At 64.4% G+C, this 18948-nt stretch carries 22 protein-coding genes; 10 read left to right on the top strand and 12 right to left on the bottom strand.

The window, feature by feature from the left end; all coding sequences use genetic code 11:
- Positions 1-84 precede the first annotated feature (84 nt).
- A complete protein-coding gene (locus OEG79_RS19655; protein ID WP_264146614.1) occupies positions 85-732 on the top strand; it encodes an FKBP-type peptidyl-prolyl cis-trans isomerase in 648 nt (215 codons plus the stop codon).
- A 63-nt stretch (positions 733-795) separates the two neighbouring features.
- On the opposite strand, the gene rsd is transcribed toward OEG79_RS19655, so the two are convergent.
- The 8 genes from rsd to OEG79_RS19695 all read right to left on the bottom strand — a co-directional run bounded on the left by rsd (position 796) and on the right by OEG79_RS19695 (position 8264).
- Positions 796-1269 (bottom strand): sigma D regulator, encoded by a 474-nt coding sequence (rsd, locus tag OEG79_RS19660; RefSeq protein WP_264146615.1) that lies wholly within the window; start codon positions 1267-1269, stop codon positions 796-798.
- A 296-nt stretch (positions 1270-1565) separates the two neighbouring features.
- Positions 1566-2057: a disulfide bond formation protein B gene (locus OEG79_RS19665; RefSeq protein ID WP_264146616.1), complete on the bottom strand. Its 492-nt coding sequence runs from the start codon at positions 2055-2057 to the stop codon at positions 1566-1568.
- Positions 2058-2209: 152 nt separating this feature from the next.
- A complete protein-coding gene (locus tag OEG79_RS19670; protein WP_264146617.1) occupies positions 2210-3457 on the bottom strand; it encodes a heme biosynthesis HemY N-terminal domain-containing protein in 1248 nt (415 codons plus the stop codon).
- Positions 3454-4587 carry a uroporphyrinogen-III C-methyltransferase gene (locus tag OEG79_RS19675; protein ID WP_264146618.1) on the bottom strand — a complete coding sequence of 378 codons (1134 nt, stop codon included), beginning with the start codon at positions 4585-4587 and terminating at the stop codon, positions 3454-3456. The genes OEG79_RS19670 and OEG79_RS19675 overlap by 4 nt, the downstream gene beginning before the upstream one ends.
- Before the next feature lie 12 nt (positions 4588-4599).
- Entirely contained in the window at positions 4600-5370 is a 771-nt protein-coding gene (locus OEG79_RS19680) for a uroporphyrinogen-III synthase (protein ID WP_264146619.1), read from the bottom strand.
- Positions 5367-6305: a hydroxymethylbilane synthase gene (gene hemC, locus OEG79_RS19685; protein ID WP_264146620.1), complete on the bottom strand. Its 939-nt coding sequence runs from the start codon at positions 6303-6305 to the stop codon at positions 5367-5369. Before hemC ends, OEG79_RS19680 begins: the two co-directional genes overlap by 4 nt.
- Before the next feature lie 133 nt (positions 6306-6438).
- Positions 6439-7185, bottom strand: a complete 747-nt coding sequence (locus OEG79_RS19690; RefSeq protein WP_264146621.1) for a LytR/AlgR family response regulator transcription factor — start codon at positions 7183-7185, stop codon at positions 6439-6441.
- Positions 7182-8264 (bottom strand): sensor histidine kinase, encoded by a 1083-nt coding sequence (locus tag OEG79_RS19695; protein WP_264146622.1) that lies wholly within the window; start codon positions 8262-8264, stop codon positions 7182-7184. Before OEG79_RS19695 ends, OEG79_RS19690 begins: the two co-directional genes overlap by 4 nt.
- Before the next feature lie 232 nt (positions 8265-8496).
- Here OEG79_RS19695 and argH point away from each other — a divergent pair, with 232 nt between their 5' ends.
- The 7 genes from argH to OEG79_RS19730 all read left to right on the top strand — a co-directional run bounded on the left by argH (position 8497) and on the right by OEG79_RS19730 (position 15095).
- Positions 8497-9891: an argininosuccinate lyase gene (argH, locus tag OEG79_RS19700; protein ID WP_264146623.1), complete on the top strand. Its 1395-nt coding sequence runs from the start codon at positions 8497-8499 to the stop codon at positions 9889-9891.
- Positions 9892-9926: 35 nt separating this feature from the next.
- Positions 9927-10169 (top strand): hypothetical protein, encoded by a 243-nt coding sequence (locus tag OEG79_RS19705; RefSeq protein ID WP_264146624.1) that lies wholly within the window; start codon positions 9927-9929, stop codon positions 10167-10169.
- Positions 10170-10190: 21 nt separating this feature from the next.
- Positions 10191-10676, top strand: coding sequence for a GNAT family N-acetyltransferase (locus tag OEG79_RS19710; protein WP_264146625.1), 486 nt, complete (start codon positions 10191-10193; stop codon positions 10674-10676).
- 10 nt (positions 10677-10686) lie between these two features.
- A complete protein-coding gene (locus OEG79_RS19715; RefSeq protein WP_013713486.1) occupies positions 10687-10962 on the top strand; it encodes a hypothetical protein in 276 nt (91 codons plus the stop codon).
- A gap of 86 nt (positions 10963-11048) precedes the next feature.
- On the top strand, positions 11049-11867 hold the full coding sequence (locus OEG79_RS19720) for a substrate-binding periplasmic protein (RefSeq protein WP_264146626.1): 819 nt from the start codon (positions 11049-11051) through the stop codon (positions 11865-11867).
- A complete protein-coding gene (locus OEG79_RS19725; protein ID WP_264146627.1) occupies positions 11864-12118 on the top strand; it encodes a TIGR02647 family protein in 255 nt (84 codons plus the stop codon). The genes OEG79_RS19720 and OEG79_RS19725 overlap by 4 nt, the downstream gene beginning before the upstream one ends.
- 118 nt (positions 12119-12236) lie before the next feature.
- Entirely contained in the window at positions 12237-15095 is a 2859-nt protein-coding gene (locus tag OEG79_RS19730; RefSeq protein WP_264146628.1) for a class I adenylate cyclase, read from the top strand.
- Between the two features lie 130 nt (positions 15096-15225).
- Here the strand turns inward: OEG79_RS19730 and rnk are convergent, their stop codons facing one another.
- The 4 genes from rnk to OEG79_RS19750 all read right to left on the bottom strand — a co-directional run bounded on the left by rnk (position 15226) and on the right by OEG79_RS19750 (position 17379).
- Positions 15226-15633 carry a nucleoside diphosphate kinase regulator gene (rnk, locus tag OEG79_RS19735; protein WP_264146629.1) on the bottom strand — a complete coding sequence of 136 codons (408 nt, stop codon included), beginning with the start codon at positions 15631-15633 and terminating at the stop codon, positions 15226-15228.
- Between the two features lie 119 nt (positions 15634-15752).
- Positions 15753-15950: a DUF1289 domain-containing protein gene (locus OEG79_RS19740; RefSeq protein WP_264146630.1), complete on the bottom strand. Its 198-nt coding sequence runs from the start codon at positions 15948-15950 to the stop codon at positions 15753-15755.
- On the bottom strand, positions 15940-16272 hold the full coding sequence (gene cyaY / locus OEG79_RS19745; protein WP_264146631.1) for an iron donor protein CyaY: 333 nt from the start codon (positions 16270-16272) through the stop codon (positions 15940-15942). Before cyaY ends, OEG79_RS19740 begins: the two co-directional genes overlap by 11 nt.
- 60 nt (positions 16273-16332) lie before the next feature.
- Positions 16333-17379, bottom strand: coding sequence for an AraC family transcriptional regulator (locus OEG79_RS19750; RefSeq protein WP_264146632.1), 1047 nt, complete (start codon positions 17377-17379; stop codon positions 16333-16335).
- Positions 17380-17559: 180 nt separating this feature from the next.
- Here OEG79_RS19750 and lptM point away from each other — a divergent pair, with 180 nt between their 5' ends.
- Positions 17560-17685 (top strand): LPS translocon maturation chaperone LptM, encoded by a 126-nt coding sequence (gene lptM, locus OEG79_RS19755; RefSeq protein ID WP_003242379.1) that lies wholly within the window; start codon positions 17560-17562, stop codon positions 17683-17685.
- Positions 17686-17698: 13 nt separating this feature from the next.
- The gene (lysA, locus tag OEG79_RS19760) at positions 17699-18946 is read left to right on the top strand and encodes a diaminopimelate decarboxylase (RefSeq protein ID WP_264146633.1); all 1248 of its coding nucleotides are present in this window, start codon (positions 17699-17701) and stop codon (positions 18944-18946) included.
- Positions 18947-18948: the final 2 nt, after the last annotated feature.

Here is an 18948-nt window from a genome sequence, read left to right on the forward strand (position 1 = left end):
CCTCGCCATAGGCCTTTTGGCGACCGCGGCACGGGCATCACCCGCCTGGCATAATCGCCGGCAAATCCATCGGGAGACACAGTCATGAGCCGCGCCGTACTCGCCGCCCTCGTATTCTGCTGCAGCCTGGGCGTACAGGCCGACCAGCACCAGCAGGACCTGGCATACAGCCTCGGGGTACGCCTTGGCGAGCGACTGCACGACGAGGTGCCCGACCTGCCGCTGAGCGAACTGCTCGAAGGTTTGCGCCAGGCCTATGAAGGCAAGCCTCTGCGGCTTGAGGCCGGCCGTATCGAACAGCTCCTCGACGAACACGAGGCACGTATCGAAGCCTCGCCGCAACGCCTCGCCAGGGCCATCGAAGCCGAACAACGTTTTCTCGCAGAAGAAGGTCGCCGCACCAACGTGCGAACGCTGGCCAATGGCGTGCTGGTGACCGAGCTCAGCCCCGGCAGCGGTCCCAAACCCACCGCGCGCAGCCGAGTGCAGGTGAGTTATCGCGGCGAACTGGCCGATGGCAGCGTATTCGACGAGAGCATCACGCCTCAGTGGTTTCGCCTGGACAGCCTGATCGCGGGCTGGCGCAGTGCACTGCTGCAGATGCCGAAAGGCGCTCACTGGCGCCTGGTGATTCCATCGAGTCAGGCGTATGGGGAAGATGGCGCGGGCGACCTGATACCGCCCCATGCACCGCTGGTGTTCGATCTGCGCCTGCTGGACGTGACCGACTGAGCGCCGCCCCATTCAGCGACAGAAAGCCCGGACCTCACATCCGGGCTTTTTTGCATGGAGCCGTCAGAGCGCTTCGGCGACCTGCTCCTGATGCGCGTTGTGCAGCACCTCAATCAGGCAGTCTTCCAGCTCGAAACGCTCGTGCAGCAACGGGCCCAGGCGGTCGAGTTCGGCCACCAGCGAGGCGTTGTCGCGACTGTCGCCATTGTCACAACGATCATTGAAGGCCAGTGCGGCCTCGGTGATGGCTTCGATACGCGGATAGATCCGCTTGGCCAGCTCCAGGCCGCGCTGATCATTGAAGGCCTTGGCCTCGCTGGTCAGTTGCTCGTAAACCTCGAAGTGGCCGGCAGAGACATAGTCCACCAGCAATTCGCAGAAGCCCTGCAGGGACTCACAGTTGATGGCCGGAGCCTGCGGCGACTTGGAAAGAGCGGTATAGGCCTGTACCAGTTCGCGGCGCTCACCCAGCCAACGATCGATCAACTGGTGAACACCACCCCAGCGTTCCTGCGCGTTCCGACATTTCTCAAGCATGATGAACCTCGCTTCCCTTATCGATAATGCCTGTTATACGTCCGCTCCGAGACGTTCTATTAGGGCTGCCATCCTTAGCAACCGCCTTAGGCCATCGCTACGCGACGTAGAAATCATTCCCGACGCTTTTTTGTCGAGTGTCGCTTTGTTTCGGGTAGGTAACCGCAAAATGGCATTTTTCCGACGCCGCGTGCGAGCCAGATTATGCCCGTGGGCAGACACCATCAAGGCGCCGTGCCGAGAAATTTAATACGCGCGTTTGATCGGCACGGCAACAGCGTCGTGCCCGTCGCAGCTCAACGGCGACGCAGCAACTGGAACAGGCAGAACCCGAACATGCCGATGAAGGCCAGCAGGCTCCACTCGGGAAGGCTCATGCCGAACAGCGTCCAGTTGACCTCGGCACAATCGGCAGTGCCCTGGAAAACCAGGCGCACGACCTCCTGCATCGGCAAGGCCTGCATCATGAACTCCAGACTCGGTAGACAGGCCTCGAGCTGATCGGCCGGCACGCTCTGCAGGTAGATCTGCCGGCCTGCCGTGGCACCGCCGATGAGCACGAAAAGCAGCGCCAGCACAGCGTAAACACGCTGGCCGAGGCGAGCGGGACCATGAAGTGCAGCGATCAGGCAGACGATGCCGAAGCCGAACACGCAGATACGCTGGACAATACACATGGGGCACGGCTCCAGCCCCACCACATGTTCCAGATAGAGAGCCACCGCCATGAGCAGCACGCAGCCGAAAAATGCCAGAAAGAACAGGGGGCGCGGACTGGCCAGTTGCATGATGGCTCCAGGAGGGGGAATCGAGGACGGTACGGTAGAGGAAAGCGAGGGCGCCTTTCAAGGCGCCCTTTGGCTCAGAAGAGGCTGTTCGTCATAGCGGAACGCCCCTCTGTCCGTAGGCCGATGCGAGAGCGGCAATTGGCCGTAGCCATTCAGGCGTGTGCGCCCTGCGGTTGCGGCAGCGTCGGCAGTCCCTGGTGCAGCAGGCCGAGACTCTCCAGCAGCAGTTGATTGCTGCGCTCGATCTCGCCCAGTTGTGCCAGCAGGCGTGCCAGCTCGGCGCAGGTTTCCGGATGACGCTCGAGCTTCAGGCTGGTCTCAAAGTAGTCGCGCGCCTTGCCCCACAACTGGTTCTGCAGGCACAGGCGACCCAGTGTCAGCAGCAGGGCCGGATCCTGTGGATGCTGCTTGAGCCAGAGCTCCGCCGTCTGCAGCTGACGCGCCGGATCGGCACCACGCAGTACGCCATAGAAACGCGCCAGGCGGCTGTCATAACCACGCTTGAGCGCGCCACGCAGTACCTCTTCCGCTTCTTCCTGCGCGCCCAGACGCCGCAGCTGCTCGACATAGGTGGCGATCAGCTCCGGCTCGTTGCGCAGGCTGGCCGATAGATGGTTCCAGGCCTTGCTCAGTGGCTGCAGAGCGGTTTCCCCCTGCGCCAATCCGCTTTCACCGACCTGTGCCAGGCGCCCCCGCCAGGTTTCTCGCTCCAGCTCGTCGAGCTCTGCTGCCGGCAGCGCCTTCTCCTTGCGCAATTCAGGCAGCAGACCGAGTAGTGCAGACCAGTCCTGCCGTTGCAGATACAAGCGCTGAAGCTGGCGCAACACCAGGTGATGACCGGGATGACGCTCACGCATCGCCTGCAGGGTTTCCAGCGCCGCATCGCTGTCACCGCGGTTGCGTTGCAGCTCGGCGTGGGTCAGGGCAATAGCCAGCTCGGCCTGTGGCTGCCTGATCAGTGCGCGCTCCAGCAATGCGTCGGCCTGTTCGTGCTCGCCAAGCTTGCCGGCGGCCCGGGCAGCGCCGAGGTAATACATCAGCGGCTGATTGTCTGCTTCAGCGGCTCGGGTCAGCTGGCGCTGCGCACGCGCCCAGCGGCCTTCGGCGAGATCCAGCATGCCCTGCTCGGACGCCTGTCGCACACGACGAGTGCGGTGCAGACGCGACCAGGGGTTGGCCAGACGCGTCGAACTGAGCAGCAGGCGCAACGTCCACTTGATCAGGTAGCACAACACCACCACGACCACCAGCAGGCCAAGGAACGCCCACAGGCCGGACTGGTAACGGAAGCCCTTGTAGGCGAACAGTACATAGCCACGGTCGGCCTCGATAGCCAGGCTGAGCAGATACAGCCCGGCGGCGATGGCCAGCAATAGCACAAGCCATATCAGGCGTTTCATTGCGCCTCCCCGGCCGCGGCGGCCCCCTGCCGACGTTGCGCCTGCTTGCGTTGCAGGTAGGCCTGCAAGGCATCGAGCGACTCGCTCAGATCGGGCACCTTGACCTCGACACTGGAGCCGGCCAGCTCGCTGAAGCGCTGACGCAGGGCGCGACTGTCCGGGTTGTCCAGGTTGAAATGGGCATCGAGAATTTCTTCGGCCTGCTTCAGCGACTGCCGGTATACGCCAGTCTGGCCATGCAGCGCGGCCCACTGCGCCTGCTCCAGCGCCAGCGAAAGGCTCAGACGCACCTGCGACAGGCTCTGTCCGGAAAGCAGCGGACGCACGCTGCGGTCTGCGTCGAATTCGACCCGGAAGTAGTCCGAAAGCGTCTTCGCCCACTCAGCCCACCAGGCGCTGCCATCGCCCTCGGCGGCCAGGTCGGAGAGCACGTCACCCTTCCCCTCCAGGGTTGGCGCCAGGGGGTGGAGCGTGGCGGCCTGCTCACGCAGGGCAGCCAGCTGCAGGAACAGGCCGACTCGATCCGGTCGTGCCGTGGTGCGCAACGCTTCCAGGCTGCGGCTGAGCTGCTCGCGGGCCGCGAAGGCAGCGGGATCGTCCTGATCACGGAGGATATCGTCAGCCGTCCGCACCAGAGCCTCGGCCGTGGCCACGTCCTGCAGCGCCGACAAGCGCAGGGTCGCCAGACGCAGCAGATGTTCGGCTTCTTCCAGTCGCCAATCCTGACGGCTGCCTTCAAGCACGCTTTCCAGACGCTGGCTCATGCGCTGCTGATCGCTCTGCACGTTGGCCAGGAGGCGGCGGCGCTCGTCCAGTTCGGCAGCACTGGGCAGGGCTGCCAGGCGTGCGTCCAGACGCTGGGCCAGCTCGTCCACTTTCTTCGCGCTATCGTCGCGGGTGCGCTGCAGGTCTTCAACCTGCTGCTGGCCCTGACTCTGCATTTCATGCAGCTGCCAGAGGCTCCAGCCACCAGCGCCGGCACCGGCCAGACCTATCAACAAGGCCAGGGCGGCAAGAGCGCTGCCACCTCCGCTGCGAGATGCCTGGGCGGGCGAAGGTGTCGGGGTGGTCTTCACGGCTTCGCTGGCCGGCTGTTCTTCTGGCGTATTCGGGGTGGATGCTTCGCTCACGTATCCGTCCTTTTAGAGGGCGGCAGCCGGAAACTGCTCCAGCGCTGCCTGCAAGGCCGCGGCACTGGCGCCGCGACAGTCCACAACGATTTCCGCACCCGCGTTGCGCGCCTGCTCGGCAACGCGCGGGCTGGGTACGAACAAGGGTAGCCGAGCCAACGCCGGCCAGTCATCGCCAGCCAGCTGCAGTAGATGTCCGAAACCCTGTCCACTGCTGACAACCAGGCCGTTCAGGCGTTCCGCTCGCACGCACCGGCCAAGCTCGCCCGGCGCATACTGCGGCAATACGCGGCGATACAGTGGCAGATAGTCGACCGTCACGCCTTGGCCGCGCAAGCTCTCGGCGAGGAATTCTCGGCCACCCTCGCCACGCAGGATGAGTACGCGTGGCGCAGGTGCCGTGGCGATGGCCTGGTGCAGTGCCGGTAGGGCCAGAAGCGCTTCGCTGTCATCGCCGGAGCCGGGAAAGTGCACACGCAAGCCCTGCTCGGCGAGCACCGCGGCGGTCGCGGCTCCGACGCTGAACCAGGGTAGATCGGGCGCCGGCTTCGCATGACGAGCCAGCAATTGCAGGCCGATCCGGGCGGCAGGCTTGCTGACCACAACCACCGCGCAATAGCGTTGCAGCTCGGCGAGGGTGCTGCGCTGTTCGGCGGTTTCGGCCAGCGCCTCGATGGCCAGCAGCGGCATGCAGTGGCTGGCGATACCCTGTTCGGCCAGGGTCTGCGCCAACGCCGCACAGTCCTCGGCAGGACGAGTGAGAAGCAGGCGCCAGCTACTCAAGGGTGCCCGGCCTCACCGTAAACGGCCTCGAGAATGGCGTCGGCGCCCTGCGCCAGGAGCGCCTCGGCCACGCGGACGCCCAGGGCTTCGGCATCGCTGCTGGCAGCGCGCTCTTCTGCACGAAGCAACAAACCGCCGTCAGGCTGGCCGACCAGGCCGCGCAGCCACAGCTGGTCGCCTTCGAGCAGGGCATAGCAGGCAATTGGCACCTGGCAGCCACCATTGAGGTGCTTGTTCAGCGCACGCTCGGCAGTCACGCGCAGGGCAGTCTCACGGTGATGCAGTGGTGCCAGCAGCGCCTGCACGTCGCTATCGGCACTGCGGCACTCGATGCCAACCGCCCCCTGGCCGCCAGCTGGCAGGCTGTCCTCGGCGCTGATCGAGCTGCGGATGCGCTCTTCGAAACCCAGACGAATCAGGCCGGCGGCGGCGAGAATGATGGCGTCGTACTCGCCGGCATCGAGCTTGGCCAAGCGAGTATTCACGTTGCCGCGCAGGAACTGGATCTTCAGATCGGGCCGGCGCGCCAGCAACTGGGCCTGGCGGCGCAGGCTGGACGTGCCGACCACGCTGCCGGCCGGCAGTGCATCGAGGCTGTCGTAGGTATTGGAAACGAAGGCGTCACGCGGGTCTTCACGCTCGCAAATGCAGTACAGGCCAAGTCCCTCGGGGAAGTCCATCGGCACGTCCTTCATCGAGTGCACGGCGATGTCGGCCTCGTTTTCCAGCAGAGCGGTTTCCAGTTCCTTGACGAACAAGCCCTTGCCACCGATTTTCGCCAGCGGCGCGTCGAGCAGCTTGTCACCGCGGCTGACCATGGGCACCAGGCTGACCTTCAGACCGGGATGGGCCTGTTCCAGACGGGCTTTGACATATTCGGCCTGCCACAGGGCCAGGGCGCTCTTACGGGTGGCAATGCGGATTTCGCGGGACATGAGGCAATTCCAGAAAACGGATTGCCGCGAATCATAACAGGCTCGCCCATTACGGGCGCTGCCGGGTGGCCATCGGCCGCAGGTCTGTCGGTCACTGCAAAGACAATGACGTCCTGACCCGCGGGACAGGACGTCAGAGTGACTGCATCAGTTTGCGCACACCGGCCACGTGGCGACGGCTGACTACCAGCGAATCGCCGTCGAGGCCCTTCAGAAACAGCTGGAAATGCCCGAGCGGCGTGCGTTGCAGGCGTTCGATGCGCTCACGCGCCACCAGCGCATTGCGGTGGATGCGCACGAAACGCTCACCGAATTCGTCCTCCAGTGCCTTGAGCGGCTCATCCAGCAGTACTTCGCCACCCTCATGGCGCAGGGTGACGTATTTGTGGTCGGCGATGAAATAGACCACCTGATCCAGCGGGATCAGCTCGATGCCCTTGCGGGTGCGGGCACTGATATGAGTGCGCGGACCACCGCCAGTCTCTGCCGCGGGGCGGGTCAGGGCGGCGAGTTGCACACGATTGGGTCGCTCGGCCTTTTTCAACGCCTCGCTGAGGCTTTCGGGGCGCACAGGCTTGACCAGATAGCCAACGGCACTGACCTGGAACGCCTCCAGGGCAAATTCGTCGTGTGCCGTGCAGAAGATCACCGCAGGCGGTGCCTCGCGCTCGCAAAGCTTTGCGGCGACCTGCAGGCCGTCAAGGCCAGGCATGCGGATATCCAGCAGGACCACATCCGGCTTGAGGCTATCGATCAGGGTCAGGGCTTCCTCGCCGTTGCTGGCGGCGGGTTCCAGGACCCGGTAACCCTCGAGCTCACCGACCATGCGGCTGAGGCGCTCGCGGGCAAGGGGTTCGTCATCGACGATCAGGACATTCATATTGCTCTGGCTTCCTGCGTGAGTCTCGCACAAGGATAGCGTAGACAGCTGTAATGGCGGCCGTCACGGCGCTCCACGCTGAGACTCGCGCGCGGCCCAAAAAGTGCCGCCAGACGCGCATCAATATTACTCAGCGCTTGGCGCGTTCCCCGTGACGGGTGCTGCTCGCCCCGCTCTTCATACGGATTGCTGACACACAAGCTGAACACACCATCCTGGTAATCCGCTTCGACCCGCACCAGACCACCTTCGATACGGGGCTGGATGCCATAGATCAGCGCATTTTCCAAAAGAGGCTGCAGGGTCAGCTGGGGAATCGGCAGATCCTCAGGCACACCGTCAACCTCCCACTGCAACTGTAGACGCTCACCGAGCCGATAGTGCTCGATGGAGAGATATCGTTTTGCCAGTTCCAGCTCCTCCTTCCACGGCACCAGCGTGCCGGGTTTGGCCAGGCTGGCGCGAAACAGATCGGACAGATCCAGCACCGCCTGCTCGGCCTTGTACGGATCGAGCGTGACCAGACTGGCGATACTGTTGAGGCTGTTGAACAGAAAATGCGGGCGGATCCGCGCCTGCAACGATTCGATGCGTGCGCGCAACTCGGCCTGCTCCTGCCGCCGCCATTGGCTCTGCAGATAGAAATAGCGTAGCAGGAGTGCGGACATGATCAGGCTGATCAGCGCATGGCGCAGATAAAGATTTACTTCGCCACTGCGCGGTAGCGGCCCACCCAGCTCGTAATAGTCAGCCACCACGGTGCAACCCATGGTCAAAAGCACCACCAGAAGACAACACAAGCCACCCGCCAGTGCCGGGCGCAGGCGCGCCAGCAGAGGCCGCAGGCGGCACAGCACGGCAGCCGAAAGCAGCACGATCCACTGCACGAACAGCGAGGTCAGGGCCAGGCGCACCCAGTCGAACCCCGGTGTCATCGGTTCGGCGAGCACCAGCACCAGTACCAACAACTCGGCCAGCAGCACCATGCTCAGCAGGGCTTCCGGCTGGCACAGTTCCGGGACGAAGAAGTCGTCGATGGCGGCGTCGGGTTTATTCTTGGCAAGCAATTGTGTATGCATCGACGCAGTTTCCGTGTCGCCTGGCGAGCCGGCAAGCCAGACGGTTCCAGCCGGACAAAATAAAGCACCGAAATGCCGCCTTCAGCGCAGAATTGTGAAGCAACCGACAGCGCCGCCGCCCGCCCGATGGCGAACGCGGCCCGGCGAAACGTCCGCCGACCCTGTTATTATCGACCCTCTTTGTCCGCCATGCCGGCCAGCAACATGGCCTGCCCGATCCAGAGCCCAAACCATGAGCAGCGAAAAAACCAATCAGTCCTGGGGCGGCCGCTTCAGCGAGCCCGTCGATGCCTTCGTCGCCCGCTTCACCGCTTCGGTCGAATTCGACAAGCGCCTGTATCGCCACGACATCATGGGCTCCATCGCCCACGCCACCATGCTGGCCAAGGTCGGCGTGCTCACCGATGCCGAGCGCGATGCGATCATCGAAGGCCTCAAGCAGATCCAGGGCGAGATTGAAGCCGGCACCTTCGACTGGCGCGTCGATCTGGAAGACGTGCACATGAACATCGAGGCGCGCCTGACCGATCGCATCGGTATCACCGGCAAGAAGCTGCACACCGGCCGCTCGCGCAACGACCAGGTGGCCACCGACATCCGCCTCTGGCTGCGTGACGAGATCGACCTGATCCTGGCCGAAATCACCCGCCTGCAGCAGGGCCTGCTGGAGCAGGCCGAGCGTGAAGCGGAAACCATCATGCCCGGTTTCACCCACCTGCAGACCGCCCAGCCGGTGACCTTCGGCCACCATCTGCTGGCCTGGTTCGAGATGCTCTCGCGCGACTACGAGCGCCTGGTCGACTGCCGCAAGCGCACCAACCGCATGCCCCTGGGTTCTGCCGCGCTGGCCGGCACCACCTACCCAATCGCCCGCGAGATCACCGCCGAACTGCTGGGCTTCGATCAGGTCGGCGGCAACTCGCTCGACGGCGTGTCGGATCGCGACTTCGCCATCGAATTCTGCTCGGCCGCGTCGCTGGCCATGATGCACCTGTCGCGCTTCTCCGAAGAGCTGGTGCTGTGGACCAGCGCCCAGTTCCAGTTCATCGACCTGCCCGACCGCTTCTGCACCGGCAGCTCGATCATGCCGCAGAAGAAGAACCCGGATGTGCCGGAGCTGGTGCGTGGCAAGACCGGCCGTGTGTTCGGCGCTCTGACCGGCCTGCTGACCCTGATGAAAGGCCAGCCGCTGGCCTACAACAAGGACAACCAGGAAGACAAGGAACCGCTGTTCGACGCCGCCGACACCCTGCGCGACAGCCTGCGCGCCTTCGCCGACATGGTGCCGGCGATCAAGCCCAAGCGCGAGATCATGCGCGAGGCGGCGCTGCGCGGCTTCTCCACCGCAACCGACCTGGCCGACTACCTAGTGCGCAAGGGCCTGCCGTTCCGCGACTGCCACGAAATCGTCGGCCACGCCGTGAAGTACGGCGTCGAAACCGGCAAGGACCTGGCGGAAATGACGCTGGACGAGCTGCGCCAGTTCAGCGACCAGATTGAGCAGGACGTATTCGCCGTGCTGACTCTGGAAGGCTCGGTGAATGCCCGCAACCATATCGGCGGTACCGCACCTGCCCAGGTGCGTGCGGCGGTGGTACGCGGCCGCGAACTGCTGGCCAGCCGCTAAGCGCGGCTCGGCGAGAAACGGGAAAAGGAGTTCCCATGCCGGAATTATTGCTGCGCGGCTTGGCGCTACTGGCCGAGATCGCGCTTGAAATCATCATCGGCTACGTCTTCTACACCACCGGCTGGCTGGCACTACGACTGCTGACTTTAGGGCGCTACCCGCGCCTGCCGCTGCGCGTGGCCAACCCAATGGACTCGCGCAGTGCCTGGGTCGCAACGTTCGGCTGCCTCTGCCTGGTTGGTCTGCCCCTGACGTGGCTGACCGTCACTTACAGCTGAACGCTGCCACGAGACCGTTCCATGCCTATAGACATCCGCCCCGCCACCCCTGAAGACGCCGAGCTGATCCTGCGTTTCATCACCGACCTGGCCATCTACGAGAAGGCCGAGCACGAGGTGAAGACCGATGCCGCCGGCATCCGCGCCAGCCTGTTCGCTGACGGCAGCACCGCTCATGGCCTGATCTGCGAGCTCGACGGCCAGCCCATCGGCTACGCGGTGTACTTCTTCAACTACTCCACCTGGCTGGGCAGGCACGGCCTGTATCTGGAAGATCTCTACGTCAGCCCCGAGGCCCGTGGCCTGGGCGCGGGCAAGGCGCTACTGCGCCATCTGGCGCAACTGGCCGTGGCACGCGATTGCGGCCGCTTCGAATGGTCGGTGCTGGACTGGAACACGCCGGCCATCGACTTCTATGAGTCCTTCGGCGCCCGCCCGCAAAGCGAGTGGACCACCTATCGCCTGACCGGCCAGGCCCTGCTGGACTTTGCCGCCGGTAATCAATGAGGAATCCGACATGAGCCAGAACAACGACCAGGAAGACGAAGACTTCGCCGAGGCCACCCTGATCCAGGCGATCGAGAACCAGCTGGAAAGCGGCGAACCTGCCGCCGCCAAGGCGGTGTACAACAAGCTCACGCTGGTCGGTTACGAGCGCGAGGAGATTCTCGAGCTGATGGCTCTGGTGCTGGCGCATGAGGTCGACGCCATGCTGCGCGAGGACCGCCCCTTCGATGGCGCCTGGTACGAGCAGGCCCTGCGCGCCCTGCCGGAACTGCCGGAAGAAAACTGACAACGGGATTGATCCAGGCCACTGGTCGGACTGGCAGACAGATTGCTACTGTCACGCCTGTCCCGTCCGAGAAGGTATCGCCTTCGATGGCCTGCCCATTACCACGCCTCGCCGTCTTGCTCGCCCAGTTGCTGTCACTGCTCTGGGGCTGCACAGTGCTGGCCGACCCGCCCCGGATCGGTGCCGAGGATGACTGGTATCCCTATACCGCGTGGCGCAACGAGCGGATCGACGGCATGTCGGCGGATATCGTGCGCGCCGCCTTCGCCGCCAGCGGCTCGTCCGTCCAGCTGGCGCCCTATCCCTATTCGCGCTGCATGAAACTGGCGCGCTCGGGCAGCCTCGCGGCCTGCTTCAACACCACGCCCGACGCGCATATCCGCGCCGAGTTTCTGTTGCCGCAGGAGATGCTGCTGAGCGACGACATCCTGCTCTGGGGCCACAAAGATGCCGAGCCGGTCGATGATCTGGACGCCATTCGCGGCAAACGCGTGGCCGTCACCATCGGCTATACCTACGGCGAGTACTTCGACGGCTATGCCGATATCCAGCGCGTGCCGGTACGGCGCGACGTCAATGGCTTTCTCATGCTGCAACGCGGCCGCGTGGACTATGTGATCGCCTTTCAAGGCACCACCGCCGCGCTGCTGCGCGACAACCCCGAGCTGCTCGGCGAGTTCAAGCCGCTGGCGCGGGTGCATCGCCCGCAGCTCTACCTGAGCTTTTCCCGCCACCATCCGCAGGCCAGGGCCCTGCTACGCGACTTCGACGCGGGCATGCGCCAGATCAGGCAGGACGGCACCTACCAAAGGATCCTCGCCGACTGGCAGCTTGCCGATGAGCAGAGCGCTGCGCATGGCTCTACACTGCAAGAGCGCCACAACAACAAGACGGAGTCACCATGAAGTTATTCACCGCTGACCTGATCGACGAGCTGGAAATCCTCGCCCTGTACAATCTGGACAACCACCAGGAAGGGCTCAAGGTGCACAACAACGCCTCATTCAAGGCACAGGGCGCCATCACCCGCCTTCACGAAAAAGGCCTGGTAAGTCAGGCCGACGGCGGCTACCTGACCAGCCTGGGCATCGATGCTGCCGAGCATGCACAGGCGCTGCTGACCATCCTCTCGGCCCGCCGGACCACTCCCGCTTAATCCCGGTTGCCCGCCAGCCGCCCTTAAGGGAAAGGCGCGGCGGGCGATATAGCGTCAAGGCACTGCACTGGCGAGCACGCCGCTGATAGGCTTGCAGCATCCGCAGTTGAGTTCGAGCATGACGCGCACCCAGGAAATACGCCCCGATATCGATGACGGCATCGACCGCAAGGTGCTGGCGCAGCTGCGTGCACGCTTTCTGAAAATCAATCAGGGCCGCCTGCAGCGCGCCGTCGAGGCGCTGTCTACGCGCCAGCAACTGGTCCTCAAACTGTTGCCGCTGCTGCTGCACGTCAATCATCCGCTGCTGCCCGGTTATGTCTCGGCCAGCACACCGGCCGGCCTCAGCGGTTTCGAGCCGGATGACGACAGCCTGGCCGAAGTGCAGCGCCTAACCCGCTCCTTCGTCTACAAACCACGCCGCGGCCAGGGCAGCGCACCGTTGCACGGACTGTTTCTGATGGGCAGCCTGGGCACCGTGGCGCAGGCCGAACAAAGCGACATGGACCTGTGGCTGTGCCACTCGCCCAGCCTCAGCGCGCAGGAACTGCACGAGCTGCGCAAGAAGTGCGATCAGCTGGAAAGCTGGGCCGCCACCCAGGGCGCCGAGGTGCATGTCTTTCTGGTCGACCCGCAACGCTTCACCCAGGGCGCGCGTGAAGCACAGCTGACCTCCGACGACTGCGGCACCACCCAGCACTACCTACTCCTCGACGAGTTCTACCGTACCGCCATCTGGCTCGGCGGACGCACACCGCTCTGGTGGCTGGTGCCGGTGTATGAAGAAGGGCGCTATGAGGACTACTGCCGCACCCTGCTGAGCAAACGCTTCGTGCGCGACGAAGATGTGCTCGACCTAGGTCATCTGGCGCGCATTCCACCGGAAGAGTTCATCGGCGCCGGCATGTGGCAGTTGTACAAGGGCATCGAATCGCCCTACAAATCCGCACTCAAGCTGCTGCTCACCGAGGTCTACGCCAGCGAGCACCCACAGGTCGAGTGCCTGGCACTGCGCTTCAAGCAGGCCGTTTTCGAAGGTCGTCTGGACCTCGACGAACTCGACCCCTACATCGTCATCTACCGCCGCCTGGAGGAATACCTCAGCGCCCGTGGTGACCAGGAACGACTCGAACTGATCCGTCGCTGCCTGTACCTGAAGGTCAACAAGAAGATCAGCCGCCCGCCGACCCGGGGCCGCACCAAGAGCTGGCAGCGCCTGCTGCTCGAACGTCTGACCCGGGAATGGGGCTGGCAGGCCCGCCAGCTCAACGTGCTCGACAGCCGCAGCCAGTGGAAGGTGCGCCAGGTTGCCGCCGAGCGCCGCGTACTGGTCAACGAGCTGACCTACAGCTACCGCTTCCTCTCGCAGTTTGCCCGCAGCACCGAGGCCGGCAGCTCGCTCAACAACCGCGACCTCAACGTGCTGGGCAGGCGCCTGTATGCAGCCTTCGAGCGCAAGGCCGGCAAGGTCGAATTCATCAACCCCGGCATCGCCCCGGATCTGGCCGAAGACACCCTGACCCTGGTTCAGTACAGCAGCCCCGAAGCGCCGAACGAACGCCTCTGGGCGCTGTTCAACGGCAGCCTGGGCGCGCAGGAATGGGCCGATTTCGCGCCGCTGAAGCGCTCGCGTGAACTGATCGAACTGCTCGCCTGGTGCCATCGCAACGGCGTGATCGACAGCAGCACCCGCCTGTCGCTGCACCCCGGCGCCAGCGACCTCACCGAATACGAGCTGTCCAACCTGATCGGCAGCCTGCAACAGAGCTTCCCGCTGCCCCTGCAGCCCGTGGAAGAAGCCGCCCTGCTGCGTGCCAGCGTTCCCAGCCAGGTGCTGTTGCTGGTCAATGTCGGCGTCGACCCGCTCAAGCAGCACAGCCAGATGAACGTGCACATGACCACCGACCGCACCGACGCGCTGGGCTATTCCGGGGTACGCGAGAACCTGGTGCTGACCCTCGACCAGGTGGTGCTCAACAGCTGGAACGAACTGCAGGTCAGCCGTTACGACGGTGCCGACGCCCTGCTCGACTGCCTGCGCGACCTGCTCAACAGCCTGCCGCCCGGCAGCGCGCTCCCCAGGGTGCAGGTACGCTGCTACTGCCGCAACCGTGCACAACCCATCGCCGAACGGGTCGAAGAACTGCTGCGCGACCTGCTCGACAGCTACGCCGAAGGGTACCCGTCACGCTACCTGGTGCAGGTGCGCCAGCATTATCACGTTCTGCAACTGGCCCCCGGCCAGGTCAGCCACACCGCTCTGGGTGACGTGCCGGCCCTGCTCGACCATCTGGGCGCCGAACAGGAGCACTACAGCCCGCTGCGCCTGGATCGCCATGCACTCGAGGGCGACGACCTGGCGCTGATCCTGCCCATGGGCCGCCCACAGTGCCTGCAGGTGTTCTACCGCGTGCACGAGAGCAGCGGTGAGGCCGAGCTGACCCTGCTCGACGAGCACAACGCCCTGTGGCGCAGACGCCTGCCATTTCGCGACGAGCAAAGCCTGCTCACGCCGCTGCATCGTTTCCTGCAGTCGCTGCTTTACAGGCGCAATGCGATATTGCCGCTGGATGGCAAGGACAGCGAAGCGCCGCTGGAAATCCTCTATTACCAGTTGCTGCCGGATGCCCCGTTGCGCGCCCAGCGCCTGGAGCGCAGGCCGGTGCCCGAAGCGCAGGTCAGCCACCCGTTCTACGACGTGCAGGCCATCGTCGAACCGGGCGACGGTCGCCAGCGCCACGTCACGCTGTACTGCAACCACCGCGAATTCTCCGAGCTGGAGTACGGTCGCGAACTGTATCGAGCCGTCGCACAGCACATCCTCGCCCAGCGTGCCGGCGGTGAACGCTACCCCTGCTATATCACCGACCTTGACCTGTCCGCCGTGCTGGCCGGGCAACAGGCGCAGACCGTGCATTACCTGCGCTACAAGAACGGGCTGGAAGATGCGCTCAATATGGCGCTGCAGCAGGTCTAGGCCTGCACAGCGATCACTGCTCCCGCTCATGCGGCGACCTGAGGCACGAGACAGCTGGTAATCAGGGGGGGGAGCAAGGGGTGAAGGCTGGACAGGGCGATCCCCTCGCCACGTCCAGCCGCGGAAGGTCTCAGAGGTCGTATTCGCCCGCAGCTTCCGGCTGATACTCGACCGCCAGCAGGGTCAGCTTGAGCTTTTTGCCGCCCGGTACCGGCCAGTCGATGTGCTGACCGACGGACAGGCCAAGCAGGGCGCTGCCGACCGGCGCGAGGATGCTGACCTTGCCTTCGCCGCCGGCGTCCTGCGGATAGACCAGGGTGAGATGGTAATCCTTGCCGCTGCTCTCCTCGCGGCAGTGCACGCGCGAGTTCATGGTCACCACCCCTGCCGGCACCTCGTCGTGCCCCACCACTTCGGCACGATCCAGCTCAGCCTGCAACGCTTCTGCGCCAGGTCCGAACTCGTCCAGACTGTCGAGCAGGCGCTCCAGACGCTGCAGATCGAGGCGGGTAATGGTGATGGTAGGTGTGCTGTTCATGATGCCGGGCGGTCTCCTTGCGTAAGTCTTAGAAAAGCAAAAACCCCGCCCGAAGGCGGGGTTTAGCTGAATGTTCTGCTGACCCTAACACAGCCGGACAAATAAACAAGACTACCCGTTCAATGACTCTGCCGGCGCTGTTGCATACGCCGTTGCGCTGCCTCACAGATCGCACGGCGCCGCGCGTTATCAGCCGCGTCCCAGTCGAGAATTTCCTGCAGGGTGCGACCACAGCCAAGGCACTGGTCGCGCTCGTCCAGGCAGCACTGGCGCCGGCATGGCGAGGCCAGCGGCGCCTCGTCCGGCTCAGAGCTCATCGAACTCCAGTTCGGCACCGCACTGCTCGAAGACAATACGCACCAGCATCTCGCCCAGCTGCTCGTCGCTGGTATCACAGATCCAACGCCCCTCGGCTTCGTCGTAATCGAAGTGGAAACCACCGGAGCGGGCGGCCAGCCACAGCTGACGAATGGGCTCCTGACGACTGAAGATCAGCTGACTGCCGTTGTCGAAACGCACGGTCAGCACGCCGGCGCTATTTTCCAGATCGACGTCCAGACCGCTGTCGTCGAAGATGTCTTCCACCGCCTGCTGGGTGGCATCGACCAGATCGTGAAAGCGAGCTTCGCTCAGGCTCATCGGGGTGTCCTCACTAGATGCAGCGACTGCATGAAAATTGGCTGTAATTGCCTGACCAGGTTAGCCGGCCAGAGCGCAAAGGTGGCGACGGTACTCGCCTGGGCTCGTTCCCGTCCAGCGACGAAATGCACGTGCCAGAGAGCCCGGCTCGCTGAAGCCGACCAGAAAGGCGATTTCCGCCAGCTCCAGCGCCGGGTCGCGCAGGTAATGCAGCACCAGTTGCTGACGCGTCTCGTCGACCAGTTGGCTGAACGACAACCCGCCCTCACGCAAACGCCGCTGCAGGGTCCGCGGGCTCAGCGCCAGAGCGGCAGCGATGGCTTCCAGATCCGGCCCCTGCTCCGGTAACTGGCGGGCCAGTTCCAGCCGCGCACGATCCAGCACGCTGTTGCCCTGGTTGAGTTCGGCCAGTAGCCGGTCGGCATAGGCATCGAGCATTCCGCGCACCTGCGCATCAGCCTGGTTCAGCGGTACAGACAGCAGCCGCTTGGGAAAGATCAGGGCATTGTCGGCCTGGTCGAACAGTACCGGGCAACGAAAGATGCGCTCGTGCTCCGAGGTATCGGCCGGCGCCGGATGCTGGAAGCGCACTTCGGTCGGTGTGACATCCAGGCCACTGATCCAGCGTCCGAAGCTCAGCCAGCCAGCCAGGGTTTCCTCGCTCAGTTGCCGCTGTTGCTGCGCCAGAAACGGCTGCCAGCTATGGGCGACCAGCGGCTCGCAGCCGGGCCGGGCAGGTTCGTCATCGAGCACCACCAGGCCAAGATTGCCGACCAGCGAGGCGTAGCGCGCCTGACGATGCAGCGCGTCGGCCAGGGTCGCGCAGCTCATGATCAGGTAGCCGAGTACGCCGTAATAGCCCGGGCGCACCGACTCCCCCAGGTGCAGGCCCAGGCAGTCGTCGCCGGTCAGACGCACACCCTCGCCCAGCAATGTCAGGTAGGCACTGGCGCCGATGCGCTGCTCGCGCTGGCTCAGGGCCTCCGGGCTCAGCTGGGTATGGGCGAGCAGCGTTTCGGGCGCGACGCCCTGACGCTGCAGATGTTCGATCAGGCCTTGCAGGTAGGCCACTGAGACCGAGCTGGCCAGAATCGCAGGATTGTCCATCGGGGTTCCTCGTTACTCGCCGCATGCTAACCCAAGCCGATGCGAATGCCTTCGGCACGCACGCCAAATACGGACGCAAATCGAGCCAGCGCCCCGCCAGGCGGGCGCCGCGCGCATAGGCAAGGTGACAGGGGGCCGGTATACTCCGGCGCAATTCACGCTTATTTCAAGGACTGCCCCATGAAGCGACTGACCCTCGCGCTCCTCGCCGCCGTTTGCCTGTTGGCCGGCTGCGGTCAGAAAGGCCCGCTGTACCTGCCGGGCGACGAAAACGCCGGCAACAGCCGAGACCGTTTCGAACTCTGACAGGAGCTGCCCCATGGAAGCCTTCAACTACCGCGACGGCGAGCTGTTCGCGGAAGGTGTTGCCTTGTCCGCGCTGGCCCAGCGCTTCGGCACGCCCACCTACGTTTACTCGCGCGCCCATATCGAAGGGCAGTACCGCGCCTATGCCGATGCCCTGGCCGGCATGCCGCACCTGGTCTGCTTCGCAGTCAAGGCCAACTCCAACATTGGTGTGCTGAACGTATTGGCGCGCCTCGGCGCCGGCTTCGACATCGTCTCCAGCGGTGAGCTGGAGCGTGTGCTGGCCGCCGGTGGCGAACCAAGCCGCATCGTCTTCTCCGGCGTCGGCAAGAGCCGCGACGACATGCGCCGTGCACTGGAAGTGGGCGTGCACTGCTTCAACGTCGAGTCCAGCGTCGAGCTGGAACGCCTGCAGAAGGTCGCCGCCGAACTGGACGTCAAGGCGCCGATCTCGCTGCGCGTCAATCCGGATGTGGACGCCGGCACCCACCCGTACATTTCCACCGGCCTCAAGGAAAACAAGTTCGGCATCGACATTGAGCAGGCCGAGGCTGTCTACGCCCGCGCCGCCGAACTGCCAAACCTCGAGGTGATCGGTGTCGATTGCCATATCGGCTCGCAGCTGACCACCCTCGAGCCCTTCCTCGATGCTCTGGATCGCCTGCTGCTGCTGATCGACAAGCTGGCCGCGCGCGGCATCCACATCAAGCATCTTGATCTCGGCGGCGGTCTCGGCGTGCAGTACCGCGACGAACAGCCACCGCTGGCCGGCGACTACATCGCCGCCGTGCGCAAGCGCCTGGAAGGCCGCGACCTGACACTGGTATTCGAACCGGGCCGCTTCATCGTCGCCAATGCCGGCGTGTTGCTGACCCAGGTGGAATACCTCAAGCACACCGAACACAAGGACTTCGCCATCGTCGATGCTGCGATGAACGACCTGATCCGCCCGGCCCTGTACCAGGCCTGGATGGATGTGTCGCCAGTGCAGCCGCGTGAAGGCGAGGCACGCAACTACGACCTGGTCGGGCCGATCTGCGAAACCGGCGACTTCCTGGCCAAGGACCGTCAGCTGGTGCTGGAAGAAGGCGACCTGCTGGCCGTGCGTTCGGCCGGTGCCTACGGCTTCGTCATGAGTTCCAACTACAACACCCGCGGCCGCGCCGCCGAGGTGCTGGTGGACGGCGAACAGGCCTTCGAGGTGCGTCGCCGCGAAACCGTCCAAGAGCTCTACGCCGGCGAAAGCCTGCTGCCGGCCTGAGG

It is taken from the genome of Pseudomonas sp. Z8(2022), assembly GCF_025837155.1.
Taxonomy (GTDB): Bacteria; Pseudomonadota; Gammaproteobacteria; order Pseudomonadales; family Pseudomonadaceae; genus Aquipseudomonas.